General features: G+C 66.1%; 13 protein-coding genes. 7 read left to right on the forward strand and 6 right to left on the reverse strand.

The window, feature by feature from the left end; genetic code table 11:
• Nucleotides 1-5: 5 nt before the first annotated feature.
• A complete protein-coding gene (locus ACP7BL_RS01110) occupies nucleotides 6-290 on the forward strand; it encodes a DUF3325 domain-containing protein (protein ID WP_426257397.1) in 285 nt (94 codons plus the stop codon).
• Between the two features lie 3 nt (nucleotides 291-293).
• On the opposite strand, the gene phnX is transcribed toward ACP7BL_RS01110, so the two are convergent.
• The 6 genes from phnX to ACP7BL_RS01140 all read right to left on the reverse strand — a co-directional run bounded on the left by phnX (nucleotide 294) and on the right by ACP7BL_RS01140 (nucleotide 7,693).
• The gene (gene phnX, locus ACP7BL_RS01115; protein ID WP_426257398.1) at nucleotides 294-1,106 is read right to left on the reverse strand and encodes a phosphonoacetaldehyde hydrolase; all 813 of its coding nucleotides are present in this window, start codon (nucleotides 1,104-1,106) and stop codon (nucleotides 294-296) included.
• Nucleotides 1,103-2,239 (reverse strand): TIGR03364 family FAD-dependent oxidoreductase, encoded by a 1,137-nt coding sequence (locus tag ACP7BL_RS01120; protein WP_426257399.1) that lies wholly within the window; start codon nucleotides 2,237-2,239, stop codon nucleotides 1,103-1,105. Before ACP7BL_RS01120 ends, phnX begins: the two co-directional genes overlap by 4 nt.
• Nucleotides 2,236-3,546 (reverse strand): DUF5690 family protein, encoded by a 1,311-nt coding sequence (locus ACP7BL_RS01125; RefSeq protein ID WP_426257400.1) that lies wholly within the window; start codon nucleotides 3,544-3,546, stop codon nucleotides 2,236-2,238. Before ACP7BL_RS01125 ends, ACP7BL_RS01120 begins: the two co-directional genes overlap by 4 nt.
• A 75-nt stretch (nucleotides 3,547-3,621) precedes the next feature.
• Nucleotides 3,622-5,928 carry a molybdopterin cofactor-binding domain-containing protein gene (locus ACP7BL_RS01130; RefSeq protein ID WP_426257401.1) on the reverse strand — a complete coding sequence of 769 codons (2,307 nt, stop codon included), beginning with the start codon at nucleotides 5,926-5,928 and terminating at the stop codon, nucleotides 3,622-3,624.
• On the reverse strand, nucleotides 5,925-6,395 hold the full coding sequence (locus ACP7BL_RS01135; protein ID WP_033965293.1) for a (2Fe-2S)-binding protein: 471 nt from the start codon (nucleotides 6,393-6,395) through the stop codon (nucleotides 5,925-5,927). Before ACP7BL_RS01135 ends, ACP7BL_RS01130 begins: the two co-directional genes overlap by 4 nt.
• Nucleotides 6,395-7,693 carry a c-type cytochrome gene (locus tag ACP7BL_RS01140; protein WP_209515814.1) on the reverse strand — a complete coding sequence of 433 codons (1,299 nt, stop codon included), beginning with the start codon at nucleotides 7,691-7,693 and terminating at the stop codon, nucleotides 6,395-6,397. Before ACP7BL_RS01140 ends, ACP7BL_RS01135 begins: the two co-directional genes overlap by 1 nt.
• A 218-nt stretch (nucleotides 7,694-7,911) precedes the next feature.
• Between ACP7BL_RS01140 and ACP7BL_RS01145 the strand changes: the two genes are divergently transcribed.
• From ACP7BL_RS01145 to ACP7BL_RS01170, 6 genes are all read left to right on the forward strand, one after another.
• Nucleotides 7,912-8,964: a glycoside hydrolase family 43 protein gene (locus tag ACP7BL_RS01145; RefSeq protein ID WP_341203440.1), complete on the forward strand. Its 1,053-nt coding sequence runs from the start codon at nucleotides 7,912-7,914 to the stop codon at nucleotides 8,962-8,964.
• An 8-nt stretch (nucleotides 8,965-8,972) separates the two neighbouring features.
• Nucleotides 8,973-10,427, forward strand: a complete 1,455-nt coding sequence (xylB, locus tag ACP7BL_RS01150; RefSeq protein ID WP_426257402.1) for a xylulokinase — start codon at nucleotides 8,973-8,975, stop codon at nucleotides 10,425-10,427.
• A 17-nt stretch (nucleotides 10,428-10,444) separates the two neighbouring features.
• Entirely contained in the window at nucleotides 10,445-11,755 is a 1,311-nt protein-coding gene (xylA, locus tag ACP7BL_RS01155) for a xylose isomerase (protein WP_209515808.1), read from the forward strand.
• A gap of 114 nt (nucleotides 11,756-11,869) precedes the next feature.
• The gene (locus tag ACP7BL_RS01160; protein ID WP_426257403.1) at nucleotides 11,870-13,003 is read left to right on the forward strand and encodes a fumarylacetoacetate hydrolase family protein; all 1,134 of its coding nucleotides are present in this window, start codon (nucleotides 11,870-11,872) and stop codon (nucleotides 13,001-13,003) included.
• Entirely contained in the window at nucleotides 13,000-13,752 is a 753-nt protein-coding gene (locus ACP7BL_RS01165; RefSeq protein WP_426257404.1) for an SDR family NAD(P)-dependent oxidoreductase, read from the forward strand. Before ACP7BL_RS01160 ends, ACP7BL_RS01165 begins: the two co-directional genes overlap by 4 nt.
• Nucleotides 13,752-14,624 (forward strand): SMP-30/gluconolactonase/LRE family protein, encoded by an 873-nt coding sequence (locus ACP7BL_RS01170; protein ID WP_426257405.1) that lies wholly within the window; start codon nucleotides 13,752-13,754, stop codon nucleotides 14,622-14,624. Before ACP7BL_RS01165 ends, ACP7BL_RS01170 begins: the two co-directional genes overlap by 1 nt.
• Nucleotides 14,625-14,648 lie beyond the last annotated feature (24 nt).

The following is a 14,648-nucleotide window of genomic DNA, read 5'->3' on the forward strand; positions in this document are numbered from 1 at the left end:
AGGCCGTGACGTTCCTGCTCGGGCTCATCGCCTCCATGCTGTTTGCGCTCTCGACCAATCGCCATCACGAGCGCGGCTGGGGCCGACGGTGTTCGCCGCGCGCCGCGACCGGCTTGCGCATCGCCGCGTGGGTCTGCGTCGGGGTCGATTTCGTGATGGCGATCGTGGCGTGGGGCACCGTGTTCGGGCCGATCGGCTGGGTAGCAAGCTGCATGGTCGGCGCGGCCGCGACCTTTCTGTTGCTCAACCTGCTGCCTGCGCCGCCCCCGCACCGCAAAGCCCGGCCTTAGCCCTTATGCGGCGGGGCGTTCGCCCGCTTCGATCCGACGGGCGATGGTTTCGAGCACGGGCCACAGATCGGCCACGCTGTCGATGACATAATCCGCGCCTGCTGCGTGCAGATCGGCGGCAGCCGCAGCGATGCGGCGGGCGCGGTCTTCGGGTTCGAGCGCGAGCAAAGCGTCATGGCTGAGGCCGACGCCATTGCCGGACGCGGCGAGCCCGACCGTCCAGGCTCCGGCTGCCTTGCCCTCGCCAATGCCGACCGTGGCGTCATCGACCTTCACGCAAGCTGTGGCGGGCCATACGCCGAGTTCGACCAGGCCCTTCCACAGCATCAGCGGGGAGGGGCGGCCCTCCAGCGTTTCGCCCGAGCAGACCACGACATCGGGTGCATAGCCCTGCTCGGCTGCGAGCGGCAGGATGTCGGCCATCATCGGGCGGGTGTAACCGGTGCAGGACGCGATCTTCACACCGTGCGCGCGCAGCGTCGCGGTGAGCTCGGCCGCGCCCGGGATCAGGGCCGCGCAATCCTTGGCCGCGCCGCGCATCATCGGTTCGACCGCATCGTGCAACGCGGTCACGTCGCTTTCGGCAGGCTGCGCCGCGTGCGCCGCCTGCCACGCCTCAGCCACGCGCGGCTTGGCCAGAATCGCACGGATATGGTCGCGCTTGGCACGGCCCATATCGGCGCGGGCTTCGTCTTCGGAGATGGCCATGCCCGCATCGGCGAAGACGCGCTGGAGCGCGATGACGGGCGCGCAGCAGCCATGATCGATCATCGTGCCCGCCCAATCGAGCACCACGGCCTTGATCGGAAAACTCATGCAACGGCTCCTTGGGGTTGCGCCGCAAGCGCCGCGATCGTTTCCTCGGCGAGGGCAAAGGCGGTCGAGGCACCGGTGCCGCTGGTTACCGTCACCACCTGCACGCCGGGCAGCGGGCGCGTGACGCGACTGTGGCTGGCGGCGGAGGCATAGGTGCCGGTCCAGCGTTCGAGCACGGGCGGGACGTGGCCGAACACAGCACGGAATTCGTCGAGGATCAGAGCGTCGACCGCGTCCTTGCTGAACGGATCGGGCGTGGTGGCATAATGATGGCTGTCGCCGACGACCAGGCTGCCATCGGCGCTTTGCACCACAATCAGATGGATGCCGTTGGCGAGATGATCGGCCTGTTCGGCCTCCAGCCGCTGCAGCAGCGCCGCCGCCTCGGGCAAGGCCGCAAAGCCGAGATAGCGCACCATGCCGAGGTCGGACATGATCGCCCCCGGCAGGCGGTAGCCCGGGTCGGCGAGCCGCAGCATCTGCAGCTTGCAGCGCGTGATTCCGGCGAGGGAGTCGGGGAAGAGCGTGGCGAGATCGTCGCCGGGGCAGACGATGATCGCGCGCGCGGGGATCGTGCCGACCGAAGTATCGAGCTGCCCGGTCTCGACGCCGTGCACCGCGACGCCGCGCCAGAATTCGACGCCGTGATGCGCGGCAAGCCATGCCGCCAGCTTGGGGATGGCGGTGCGCGATTCGACGCGGATGTCGATCGCGCTGGTCAGCACGCCTTCCAGCGCGGCCGGGCGGATCGGGCCGAGCAGCGATTGCGCCGCCTCGGCGTCATGCCAGGCGCACCCTTCCGCCATATCGGTCTGCAGGAAGGCCGCGCATACGGCGCGCGCCTCGGGCCGTTGCGCGACCATTGTCAGGCCGTGATGCTCGACCGCTATCCCGGCCGGACCGGCCACCTCCATCCACACATCGCGCGAGCGGCGGGCGCGGTGCCAGACCGTGCCGTGTTCCTGGCCGGTGACGGTGACGAAGCCGAAATTGCGGATCGACGCGCCATTGGCCTGCGCATCGCGGTCGATCACCAGCACGCGGCGTCCGTCGCGCGCGGCGGCGAGCGCATGGGCAAGGCCGACGATCCCGGCACCGACGATGGCGACGTCGTAGAAGTCGAGCTCGCTCATGCCGGCACCGTTGCCAGGGTCTCAGCGGCCCGCTGCTCGGGCGCGCGGCGGAAGAAATATAGCGCGGCGAACAGCGTCAGCACCGTGCCGACCACGCTGGTGACATAGGCCCCGCCCATGAAGAAGCTCAGCCAGTCGAGCGAGCGCTGCCCGAAATTGCGCCACAGCAGCAAGGCGACGCTGCCTAGATAGCCGAACGAATCGGCGACATAGATCAGGAAACCGGCATTCGCGATCCGGCCGCTTGCCGCCACCATGCGGTCGAACAGCACCGCATTGATCGGGCTATAGGCGATGTACAGCCCCGACCCCGACAGCACCACCCACACAAAGGGCGAGATCAAATGCGCCTGAAACGCAAGCGTCGATATGCCGAGCAACGCGAAACCGCTCGCAATCATGATATGGATGACGAGCAAGGCACGGCGGTTGTCGCGCACCAGGATGACCAGCGCCATGCCCGCGAGCGCGATCAGCGCGACGGGAAGCTCGCTTGCCGAGAAGATTGCCGCCTTTCCGCCATAGCCGAGCGCTGCCCAGATTTCGGCGGCGAAATTGTCGCGGAAATCGCGAAAGGCGGTGAGCAGGACATAGGCGACGACGATCGCGATCAGCCCGGGCGCATAGGCCTTGAGGAAGCTCCGGCGCTCGGCCCCGGTCATCGGCGCGCGCTTGACGCGTTCGGCCTCGTCGCGCGCGCTCGGCGGCGGCAACATGCTCAGTACCCAGACCGACACCAGCAACAGCGGCATGAACAGCAGGCCGGTCGCGGCAGGCATCCAGAAGCGGTCGACATGTTCGCTTTGCATCAGCCAGGTGCCGACCGATTTGACCACACCCGAAGACAGGATGAAGCTCGCGCACAACATCGAGGCGAGGACCTCGGACACGCGCCGCCCCTCCATGAAACCAAAGACCAGCCCCCAGATCATGCCAAGCGGCACACCGTTGAGGAACAGGGCCGCGACGTTCCACGGTGCCGGGATGACCGCAAAGGCGACCAGCGCGAGCCAAGACAGACCGATCAACCCCAGGATGGCGGCGGCGCGGTGGCGCGGCGCGATTTCCGACACGACCTTGATGCCGATGAACTTCGATAGCGCATAGCCCGCCACCTGTGCGACGATCAGCGCGATCTTGTAATCGAGCATCCAATGCCAGCCCGGCACCAGCTCGAAGGTCGCCGCCGTGAAGGGCTTGCGAAAGGCGTACATCGCGAAATAGGCGCAGAAACCCGCAGTTCCGGCGACCGCCGTGAACACCGCAGGATGGGCCTGCCCCAGAGCGCGTCGAAAACGACTTTCCACCTGTGTACCCCGGCCCGATCCCACTGCGACTGGCCCTAAGCGCGCTGTATGACAGTCTCGCGTCGGCTGCTCGGCTCAGGCCGATCGACCAGCCAGCGCGTCGAGCACCGCCGCCGGGGTAATCGGCAAATGCCGCACGCGCGCACCCACAGCGGCGAAGATCGCATTGCCGATCGCGGGCGCGACCACCGTCGTCGCGGGTTCGCCAAGGCCAACGGGAACTTGCTCGCTTTCGACAAAGGCAATGTCCAGTTCGGGCACATCGGCCATGCGCAGCGGCTGATAGGTGTCGAGATTGGTATCCTTGACCAGTCCGTTGACGAATTCGGTGCCCTCATGAAGCGCCATGCTGAGGCCCCACAAAGCGGCACCCTGCGTTTGGGCAAGGGCACCGTCAGGATCGACGATCGTCCCGGCATCGGTGACCAAGGTCAGCTTCTCGACGCGCACCACACCGGTCTTGCGATCGACATGAACGCGCGCGACGCAGGCGACCCAGGTCGGCATGTCGCGCTCCTGCCCGAAGCTGGTGGCGATGCCGAGCGCAGTGTCGGGCGGCAATTTCTCGCCCCAGCCCGCGCGGGCGGCGGCGCGGCGCACCACTTCCTCCTGGCGCAGCGCCCCGCCAATGGCGCTGGGGGCCGAACCGGCATTGCGACCGGCCCCGGTCAGCAATTTCAGGCGGAAGGCGACCGGATCGCTTTTTACCTGCAGCGCCGCTTCATCGATAAAGCTTTCCACCGCCCAGTTGGTCCAGCCCGGCCCGACCGAGCGCAGCCAGCCCGAGCGGATGGTGGTGTTGGCGAGATCGTTGGGAATGGCATGGACGGTCTGGTGGCCGACTTCGTACCAATGGTCCGCGCCCGATATGGCGAACGGGTCATAGGCCCCGCCGCTCTTAGTCTTGGCGAGCAGGGCGGGCGCGTTCATCTGCGTCGGCCAGCCGGCGGCGGCGTGATGCTCCATCGCGATCACCGCATTGTTCTTGTCGAAGCTCATGCGCACGCGCTGCACCGAGGGCGAGCGCACCGAATCGAACAGCGCGTCATCCTGCCGCGTCAGCACCATCTTGACCGGACGCCCCAGCGCCTTGGCCGCCAGCGCGGCGGGGACGGTGTAATCGCCGTTGAGCCGCCGCCCAAAGCCGCCGCCCAGCATATAGGTGCGCAGGACGATCTTGGTTTCGGGCACGCCGAGCGCCTTGGCGAGTGTCGGCAGAATCAGGCTTTGCCACTGGTTGCCGGTATGGATTTCGAAGCGGCCATCTTTCTCAAAGGCGAGCGCGTTGAGCGGCTCCAGCTGGAAGTGCAGCACGGTGCCCGTGGTATAGACGCGCTCCAGCGTGCTGGCGGCATCGGTAGGCTTTGGCCCCGTGTTGACGATGTCGAGCGCGACGCCGCTATCCGCCTTGCCCGCCAGGTCGGCGGCATGGGCTTGCAGGTCCTTTTCGGACGTGGTCGCGCCTGGGCCTGCGGTCCACGTCACCTGGAGCAGATCGGCGGCGCGGATCGCGGCGGGGTAATTTTGCGCGATCACCATCACCCAGCCGGGCACGGTGTCCGACGGGTCTTCGATGACGAGGTAGCGCAAATAGCCGCGCACCGTCTTGGCCTTGCTGTCATCGACCGAAACGACCTTGGAGCCGAAGCGCGTTGGCGGCAGCTTGGGCCGGGCATAGACCATGTTCGGCACCTTGGCATCGATGCCATAGAGCGCGGTGCCGTCGGTCTTGGCGGCGATGTCGAGCGCCGCAACCTGCTTGCCGATCAGGCGACGGTCCTTGACCGGCTTGATCGGCAGCGCCTTCAGTTCGTCGGGGGTGAATTGGCGGGCGACGCCGCCGCGCTTGGCGATGTCGCCATAGGAAATCGAGCGACCACCCGCATGGACCGCGCCGCCACGCGCGGTGCAATTGGCGGCACTGGTGCCGAGCAGCTTCGCGCCTGCTTCGATCAGGGCGATGCGACCGGCGGCACCCGCCTGGCTGAACACGGGGAAGGTCTGCCACACCGACCAGCTCCCGCCGGTGACCATCAGGCCCCATTTGGGATCGGTATCGACATGGACGATGCGGACCTTGTCCCAGTCGGCCTCCAGTTCATCGGCGAGAATGCGCGCGAGTGCGGTGCCGACATGCTGGCCCATTTCGGCGCGGATGATGTTGACGGTGACGATCCCGGCGGCGTCGATCCCGAACCAGATCGACGGTTCGAATTGCGGGCCGGTCGGGGCGGCGGGGGTGCCGCCGGGCACGGCGGGATCGATCGCGGCCAGCACTTGCGAAAAGCCGAAGGCGATCCCGGCGGCACCACTGGCGACAAGGAAGCCGCGGCGCGACAGCGGGTTGCGGGCGGCTTCGGCGGTCGAGGCGAGGCGGCTCATGCCTTGGGTCCTTCCGCGAGCGTGCCTGCCGCCTGCCGGATCGCGGCGCGGATGCGGACATAGGTCATGCAGCGGCACAGATTGCCCGTCATCACCGCGTCAATGTCTTCATCGGTGGGTGCCGGGAAATCCTTGAGCATGGCGGCGGCCTGCATGATCTGGCCCGACTGGCAGTAACCGCATTGCGGCACCTGAATCTCACGCCACGCTTGTTGCAGCGGATGCTCGCCCTTCGGGTCGAGCCCTTCGATTGTGGTGATATCGGCACCATCGACTGCGGAGACCGGGGTGATGCACGACCGCGTCGCCCGCCCGCCGACGTGCACCGTGCACGCCCCGCACATGCCGATGCCGCAGCCGAATTTGGTGCCGGTCAGGCCGATCTCGTCGCGGATCACCCACAAGAGCGGGGTGTCGTCCTCGATCGTGGTGGAAACGGGGCGACCGTTGATCGTGAAACTGGTCATCACTCCTGGCCCTTGCCCTGCGCGCGGATCGTCGCGACTTTCTGTTCGAGATCGGGCCATGCCGCCTTGGTCGTCCGCGTTGCGCGCAGATAGGCGGCGATGCGCGCGACATCGGCATTGGTGAACCCGGTGCCAAAGGCCGGCATCACCACGCCCGGCGCACCGTCCTTCGCGTCGATGCCGTAGAGGATGACGCGGATCAAATTGGTCGGATCGTCGAGATGCACGGTGCTGTTGAGCGCCAGATCGGGGCGCAACGGGTTGAGGCCCTTGCCGCCATTATAATGGCACGATGCGCAGGCAGCGGTGAACAGCCGTGTCCCCGCATCATACTGCAAACCGGTGCCGACGCGGTCGGTGGCGAGCGCCTTCTGGATGAGCGCGGCATCCTGACCGGCGCGCGCCGCCGAGCCGTTGAAGCTGGTGAAATAGGTGGCGATTGCTGCCACGTCGGAGCCGGGCAGATGCGCGAGACCGCGCGGCACCGCCGCCATCGGACCCGCCGCCGTGCCATGATACAGGCTGACCCCGGTGCCGAGATAGGCAACCAGTTCGGCCTGGTTCCACGCAATCGGTGCGGGGTTGGTCTTGTCGAGCGGCGGCGCGATCCAGTTGTCGATCGCGGCCCCGGCATAGGCCTTGTCCTTACGCTCGGCACCCAGCGCGCCGCGCGGCGTGTGGCACGCGCCGCAATGGCTGATCCCTTCGGCGAGATAAGCCCCGCGATTCCACGCCGCATCCCTGGTGGCGACGGGCACATAGCGCCCGGGCTTGAAGAACAGCAGTTTCCAACCCGCCTGCAGCATCCGAATGTTGAGCGGGAAGGGTAGGCCATTGGCCTTGTCTTCGGCGTGCACCGTCGGCTGCGTCATCAAATAGGCATAGAGCGCCGAGACGTCGGCATCGGTCAGCTTGGTGAAATGATCGTAGGGGAAAGCGGGGAAGAGATGCGCACCGTCACGCCGCACGCCTTCGTGCATCGCGCGGCGGAAGGCGGCTTCGGACCAGCCGCCAATGCCGGTGTCAACATCGGGGGTAATGTTGGTCGAATAGATCGTGCCGAAGGTGGTTGCCATCGCATAACCGCCCGCCAACGCCGCGCCGCCCTTGGCAGTGTGGCACGACGCGCAATAGCCGGCGCTGGCCAGCACTGCGCCCTTGGCAACGAGCGCGGGCGCGAAGGATGCCGCCGCCGGGCGCGCGATCGGGGCAATGGCAGGCCGCCAGGCAAAACCCGCAAAGATCGCCAGGCCAACCAGAAGGGCGAGGACGCCACCGAGGAAAATGCGCTTCAACACGCTGTGCCCGCCGCCATCATATTCACCCTGTGCTTCGCGTGCTTCTGACAGGGCAATCGCGCTTTCCGCGTCCGACGTCCAGAAACAAATCGCTTTTATACCCGTGACAGGAGCGCGCGGCGCTTGCGTCGGGTAAATGTTAGCGCTACCTCTATTGTCATAGCGCGGCTACGCGCATCGGGAGAGGAATGATGGCGTATCGCGTGATTGGGGCAGTGATGATGTGTGGCGTGGCCACGCTGGCGCTTGCCCAGGATCGAGCCCCGGATGGCCGGAAATATCTGTCGCAGCCGCTGGTGACATCGATCTACACAGCAGACCCGTCGGCGCATGTCTTTGCGGGCAAGATTTACGTCTACCCAAGCCACGACGTGCCGACCGCAATCCCCGACGATGATCTGGGCAACGAATATGCGATGCACGATTACCGTGTGCTGCGGATGGATCGCATTGGCGGCCCCGTCACGGTGGGCCCGGTCGCGCTCGATGTGAAGCAGGTGCCGTGGGCGTCGCAGCAGATGTGGGCACCCGATGCCGCTTATAAGAACGGCACCTATTATCTGTATTTCCCAGCGCGCGACAAAGCCCGTGACAAGAACGGGCTGGGCACGTTCCGCATCGGTGTGGCCACCTCGAAGAACCCGATGGGCCCGTTCAAGGCCGAGCCCAAGCCGATCGCGGGCAGCTTCTCGATGGATCCGGCGGTGTTCACCGACAGCGATGGCAAAAGTTACATGTATTTCGGCGGCATCTGGGGCGGGCAGCTCCAGCGCTGGAAGAATGGCAGCTTCGATCCCAACGGCAGCGATACCGATTTGCATCAGGACGATCAGCCAGCGTTGACCGGCAAGGTCGTCCGCATGAACGCCGATATGAAGAGCTTCGCCGAGAAGCCGCGCGACGCGGTGATCCTCGACGAAAAGGGCAAACCGATCCTGGGGGGCGATCATGACCGGCGCTTCTTCGAAGCATCGTGGGTGTTCAAGCGCGGTGGCCAATATTATTACACCTACTCGACCGGCGACACGCATTTCCTGAACTATGCGACCGGCACCAATCCTTACGGGCCCTTCACCTATCGCGGGCATTTCCTGCTGCCGGTGCAGGGGTGGACGACGCATCACTCGATCATCCAGACCGGCGGCAAATGGTGGCTGTTCTATGCGGACACGCAGCTCAGCAACAAGAACCACCTGCGCAACGTCAAGGTGACCGAGCTTTCCTTCAACGCCGACGGGACGATCAAGCCGATCGATCCGTTCGTTCGATAAGGCCGCCGATGTTTCTGGGAATCGATATCGGCACGTCCGGGGTCAAGGCCGTGGTGCTCGACACGCACGGCGCGGTCGTCGGGCAGGGCGTCGCCGCGCTGAGCGTCCAGCGGCCTTATCCTTTGTGGTCCGAACAGGACCCGGAAGATTGGTGGAAGGCGACCAGCGCGGCGGTGCTGGCGATCGATCCGCAGGTCCGGCGTGCGGTGCGCGGCATCGGGCTCGCCGGGCAAATGCACGGCGCGACCTTGCTTGGTGCCGACGATCGGCCGTTGCGCCCGGCAATCCTGTGGAATGATGGGCGTTCCTTTGCCGAATGCGCCGCACTCGAAGCAACCACGCCCGAGTTTCGCACGCTCGGCGGCAATATCGTGATGCCGGGCTTTACCGCGCCCAAGCTCGAATGGGTGCGCCGACACGAACCCGAGATTTTCGCACAGGTCGCGACGGTGCTGTTGCCCAAGGATTATGTCCGGCTGCGCATGACTGGCGAGAAGGCATCCGACATGTCGGATTCCGCGGGGACCTTGTGGCTCGACGTTGGGGGGCGGCGCTGGAGTGACACGTTGCTCGCGGCGTGCGGGCTGACGCAAGCGCAGATGCCGCGCCTGGTCGAGGGTACCGATGTCGCCGGGGTGCTCCGGGCGGACATCGCCGAGGCCTGGGGCATTGCCCAGGTTCCCGTCGCGGGCGGTGCGGGCGACAATGCCGGTGGGGCTGCGGGCGTGGGCGTCGTGACCGATGGCAAGGCGTTGCTGTCGCTCGGTACGTCGGGCGTCATCTTCGTCGCCAATGATCAGTTCCGGCCCAACCCCGCGCGCGCGGTCCATGCCTTCTGCCATTGCCTGCCCGAGATGTGGCACCAGATGTCCGTGCACCTCAGCGCCGCCTCGTGCATCGATTGGGTCGCGCGCCTGACCGGGGCGAGCGGTGCCGCCGAAGTGTTCCAGCGCGCCGAAGCGGCGGGCGTGGCGAGCGGGCCTGAGATTTTCCTCCCCTATCTCTCGGGCGAGCGCACCCCGCATAACGACGCGCAAGTGCGTGGTGCCTTTGTCGGGCTCGACAACGATACCGATCCCAACCGGCTCGCGCAGGCGGTGCTGGAAGGCGTGGCGTTCGCGCTCGCCGACGGGCTCGACGTCCTGCGCGAGGCCGGGACCGAGGTCGCCGAACTCGCGGTGATCGGCGGGGGCGCGCGCTCGCGCTATTGGGGCGAGACGCTCGCCGCCGCGATGGAGGTGCCGTTGGTGTATCTCCAGGGTGGCGAAGTCGGCCCCGCGCTCGGGGCCGCGCGGCTGGCGCAGATTGCAGTCGATGGCGGCACCCCCGCCGAGGTGTGCGTCGCCCCGCCGGTGTCGCACCGTATCGCGCCCGACGCTGAACTGACGGCGCGGCTCGCGCCTAAGAAAGCGGTGTTCCGCGCCGCTTACGCTCAGATTTCTCCCCTTACTCACTCCAATTGACCCCCAAGGAGCGCCCGATGGCCACCGATTTCTTCGCCGATATTCCCCAGATCACCTTCAAGGGGCCGGACAGCGACGACGACCTTGCATACCGATTCTATGACAAGGACCGGGTCGTGCTGGGCAAGCGGATGGAAGACCATCTGCGCTTCGCCGCCTGTTTCTGGCACACCTTCTGCTGGCCGGGTTCGGACGTGTTTGGCGGGGGCACCTTCAATCGCCCGTGGCATGCCGGCGCGAACGACGCCGCTGCCGCTGCGCAGAAGCGCGAAGTCGCGTTCGACTTCTTCACCAAGCTCGACATCCCCTTTTATGCCTTCCACGATGTCGACGTGATGGCCGATGCGAGCACGGTCGCCGAGCATCGCCGCAATTTCGCCGAGGCGGTCGATCATCTCGAGCGGCTCCAGGCGGCGTCGGGCCGCAAGCTGTTGTGGGGCACCGCCAATTTGTTCAGCCATCCGCGTTTTGCCGCTGGTGGCGCGACCAACCCCAATCCGGAAGTGTTCGCGTTCGGGGCGATGCAGGTGCGCGATGCGCTCGAAGCCACGCACCGTCTGGGCGGCGCGAACTACGTGCTGTGGGGCGGTCGCGAAGGCTATGAGACGCTGCTCAACACCGATCTCAAGCGTGAACTCGACAATCTCGGCCGCTTCCTGTCGCTCGTCGTCGAGCACAAGCACAAGATCGGCTTCACCGGCACGATCCTGATCGAGCCCAAGCCGTTCGAGCCGACCAAGCACCAATATGATTTCGACACCGCGACGGTGTACGGCTTCCTCAAGCGCTATGGCCTTGAGAATGAAGTGAAGGTCAATATCGAGGCGAACCACGCGACGCTCGCCAGCCACACCTTCGAGCATGAAATTGCGACGGCGGCGGCGCTCGGTATCTTCGGGTCGATCGATGCCAATCGCGGCGATCCGCAGAATGGCTGGGATACCGACCAATTCCCCAATTCGGTCGAGGAACTGACGCTCGCCAATCTCGAAATCCTGCGCGCGGGCGGTTTCACCACCGGCGGCTTCAATTTCGATGCCAAGGTGCGGCGCCAGTCGGTGGACGCGATCGACCTGTTCTACGGTCATGTCGGCGCGATCGACGTGGTGGCGAAGGGCCTGCTCAACGCCGCCGCGCTGATCGAGGACGGCCGTCTCGACGCGATCAAGGCCGAGCGTTATGCCGGCTGGGAGGGCGACTTTGGCCAGCAGATCGGCGCGCTCGATCTGGCCGCCATCGCCGATTTGGCGGTCGAACGGGCGATCGACCCCAAGCCGCGCTCGGGTCGACAGGAGCGGATCGAGAACCTGATCAACCGCTTCATTTAACAGCGGATAGGGTAAGGAGTATATGCGTCCCCTGACGACCGCCCCAGCGCTTGACAGCACGGGAGCGGTCGTCAAGGTAACGCTATCAAGGATGAGGGTCGCGTGGAGGGGTTAATGGCGAGCGGGAACGACGCGAGCGCGTCGGCGCTACCGGCGGATTGGCAGGACGGCGTGTTCGTCGGTCGTATCGCGACCGATGCCGGGCCGAGCCCGATTTTGGTCGTGCGGGGCGAAGCGTTCGACATGTCCGCGCGCGCGCCGACGGTCGCCGATTTGGTCGAATCGGGGGATTTCAGCGCATCGGGCGGAGTGTCGCTTGGCGCGTTCGGAGGAGATTTGTCGCGGCTGTTGGCCCCGGTCGATTTGCAGTGCGTAAAAGCGTGCGGTGTGACCTTCGCGCTTTCGGCGATCGAGCGCGTGATCGAGGAGCGCGCACGGGGGGATTCCTCCGCCGCCGCCGATATCCGGGCGCGGCTGGAATCGCGCGTTGGCGGGTCGATCCGCGCGGTCGTTCCCGGCACGCCGGAAGCGGCTGAGCTCAAACGGGCGCTGATCGAGGACGGCCTGTGGTCGCAATATCTGGAGGTCGCGATCGGCCCCGATGCCGAAGTGTTCACCAAGGCCCCGGTGCTCTCCAGCGTCGGGCCCGATGCCGAGATCGGTATCCGGTCGGACTCGACCTGGAACAATCCCGAGCCGGAAATCGCGCTGCTGGTGGACAGCCGTGGAAACGCCGTCGGCGCGACGCTTGGCAATGACGTCAATTTGCGCGATTTCGAAGGCCGCTCGGCGCTGCTGCTGGGCAAGGCCAAGGACAATAATGCGTCGTGCGCGCTCGGGCCGCTGGTGCGGCTGTTCGACGATGGCTTCACCATCGACGATGTGCGCCGCGCCGAGGTACAGCTGCGGATCGAAGGCGAGGATGGCTATGTGCTGGAAGGCACCAGCAGCATGAGCCAGATCAGCCGCGATCCGCTCGATCTGGTGCGCCAGACGCTGAGTGAACACCAATATCCCGACGGTTTTGCGCTGTTCCTCGGCACGCTGTTTGCGCCGGTGCAGGATCGCGACGAGCCGGGCCGGGGCTTCACCCACAAGATTGGCGACCGCGTGACGATCGCGAGTGACCGGCTTGGGCGGCTGACCAACCGCGTGGTCACGTCGCGCGATGCGGCACCGTGGGATTTCGGGATTCGCGCGCTGATCGCAAACCTGGCCGGGCGCGGCCTGTTGGAGACGAGCAAGTGACCGGCACGCGCGCGATTTACCCGAGCCTTGTCGGCAAGCGGGTGCTGGTGACGGGCGGCGCGAGCGGCATTGGCGCATGCTTGGTCCAGGCCTTTGCCGAGCAACAGGCGCACGTTGCCTTTATCGATGTCGACAAGGCTGCGGGCGGGGACATTGCCGAGCGCTTTGCCCCGGGTCGCTTCCATTTGTGTGACCTGCGCGATCCGGCGGCGTTGGGTGCGGCGATCGCGGCGATTGTCGAGGATCTTGGCGGCATCGACATTCTCATCAACAATGCCGCGAGCGACGATCGCCATAGCGTTGACGAAGTGACCCCCGCTTATTGGGACGAGCGAATGGCGACCAATTTGCGCCATCTGTTCTTCGCGGCACAAGCCGTGGTGCCGGGGATGCGCGCGGCGGGCGGCGGTGTGATCATCAATTTCGGGTCGATCAGCTGGCATTTGGGGCTGCCCGATCTCGTGCTGTATCAGACCGCCAAGGCCGCGATCGAAGGCATGACGCGCGGTCTCGCGCGTGATCTCGGGCGCGACGGCATCCGCGTCACCACGATCGTGCCCGGCAATGTGCAGACGCCGCGCCAGCAGCGCTGGTACACGCCCGAAGGCGAGGCCGAGATCGTCGCGGCGCAATGCCTGTCGGGGCGGATCCAGCCGGTCGACGTCGCTGCGCTTGCCTTGTTCCTGGCCTCGGACGATGCGCATATGTGCACGGGCCACGATTATTTCGTGGACGCGGGCTGGCGCTGATGGCGAGCGCACCCGTCTCGATCGCGCCGCTCGGCGCAACGCTCGGCGAAGGGCCGATGTGGGACGTCGCCACGCAGACATTGTGGTGCGTCGATATCAAGCGGCATCTCGTGTTTCGGTTCGATCCCGCGACTGAAGCGCTGTCATCCTGGACCGCGCCGGGCGAAGTCGGCTGGGTGCTGCCGCGCGCGGGCGGCGGGATGGTCGTCGGGGTGCAATCGGGCCTGTATGGGTTCGGTCCGGCTGAAGGCCGCTTTACGCCGCTGATCGATCCCGAGCCGCATATGCCGGGCAATCGCCTGAACGATGCGACGACCGACGCGGCGGGACGGATCTGGTTCGGCAGCATGGACAATGGCGAGCAAGCGGAGAGCGGTCGGCTGTACCGGCACGATCACCGTGGCTGCGCCGATGCCGGTCTCGCGCCGGTTGCGATTACCAACGGTCCGGCGATCTCGCCCGATGGCACCACGCTTTATCACACCGATACGTTGGGGCGGACGGTGTGGCAGGTGCCGATCCGGGACGACGGCACGCTGGGCGATCCCACGCCGTTCGTCGAGATTGCGGCGGGCGAAGGCCATCCCGATGGATCGACCACCGATGCCGAGGGTGGCGTGTGGGTCGCGCTGTTCGGCGGCTGGGGTGTGCGGCATTATGATCCGGCCGGCACGCTGATCGAGACCGTGCGCTTTCCGGTCGCCAACATCACCAAGATCGCCTTTGGCGGCGCGGATTTGCGCACGGCTTATGCGACCACGGCGCGCAAGGGGCTCAGCGCTGCCCAACTGGCGGAACAGCCCGAGGCTGGCAATCTGTTCGCCTTCGACCCCGGCGTGACCGGCATGGCGACGCATTCGGCAAAAATATAACAATCGATAGGGAGCGGAAGACGG

Origin of the sequence: Sphingomonas sp. DC1600-2, assembly GCF_049897605.1 — a bacterium.
GTDB lineage: Bacteria > Pseudomonadota > Alphaproteobacteria > Sphingomonadales > Sphingomonadaceae > Sphingomonas.

Excerpts from the sequence above, each read along its gene's own strand:
- phnX (WP_426257398.1), bottom strand. The coding sequence starts at position 1,106 with ATGAGTTTTCCGATCAAGGCCGTGGTGCTCGATTGGGCGGGCACGATG.
- ACP7BL_RS01120 (WP_426257399.1), bottom strand. The coding sequence starts at position 2,239 with ATGAGCGAGCTCGACTTCTACGACGTCGCCATCGTCGGTGCCGGGATC.
- ACP7BL_RS01130 (WP_426257401.1), bottom strand. The coding sequence starts at position 5,928 with ATGAGCCGCCTCGCCTCGACCGCCGAAGCCGCCCGCAACCCGCTGTCG.
- ACP7BL_RS01135 (WP_033965293.1), bottom strand. The coding sequence starts at position 6,395 with ATGACCAGTTTCACGATCAACGGTCGCCCCGTTTCCACCACGATCGAG.
- ACP7BL_RS01145 (WP_341203440.1), top strand. The coding sequence starts at position 7,912 with ATGATGTGTGGCGTGGCCACGCTGGCGCTTGCCCAGGATCGAGCCCCG.
- xylB (WP_426257402.1), top strand. The coding sequence starts at position 8,973 with ATGTTTCTGGGAATCGATATCGGCACGTCCGGGGTCAAGGCCGTGGTG.
- xylA (WP_209515808.1), top strand. The coding sequence starts at position 10,445 with ATGGCCACCGATTTCTTCGCCGATATTCCCCAGATCACCTTCAAGGGG.
- ACP7BL_RS01160 (WP_426257403.1), top strand. The coding sequence starts at position 11,870 with ATGGCGAGCGGGAACGACGCGAGCGCGTCGGCGCTACCGGCGGATTGG.
- ACP7BL_RS01170 (WP_426257405.1), top strand. The coding sequence starts at position 13,752 with ATGGCGAGCGCACCCGTCTCGATCGCGCCGCTCGGCGCAACGCTCGGC.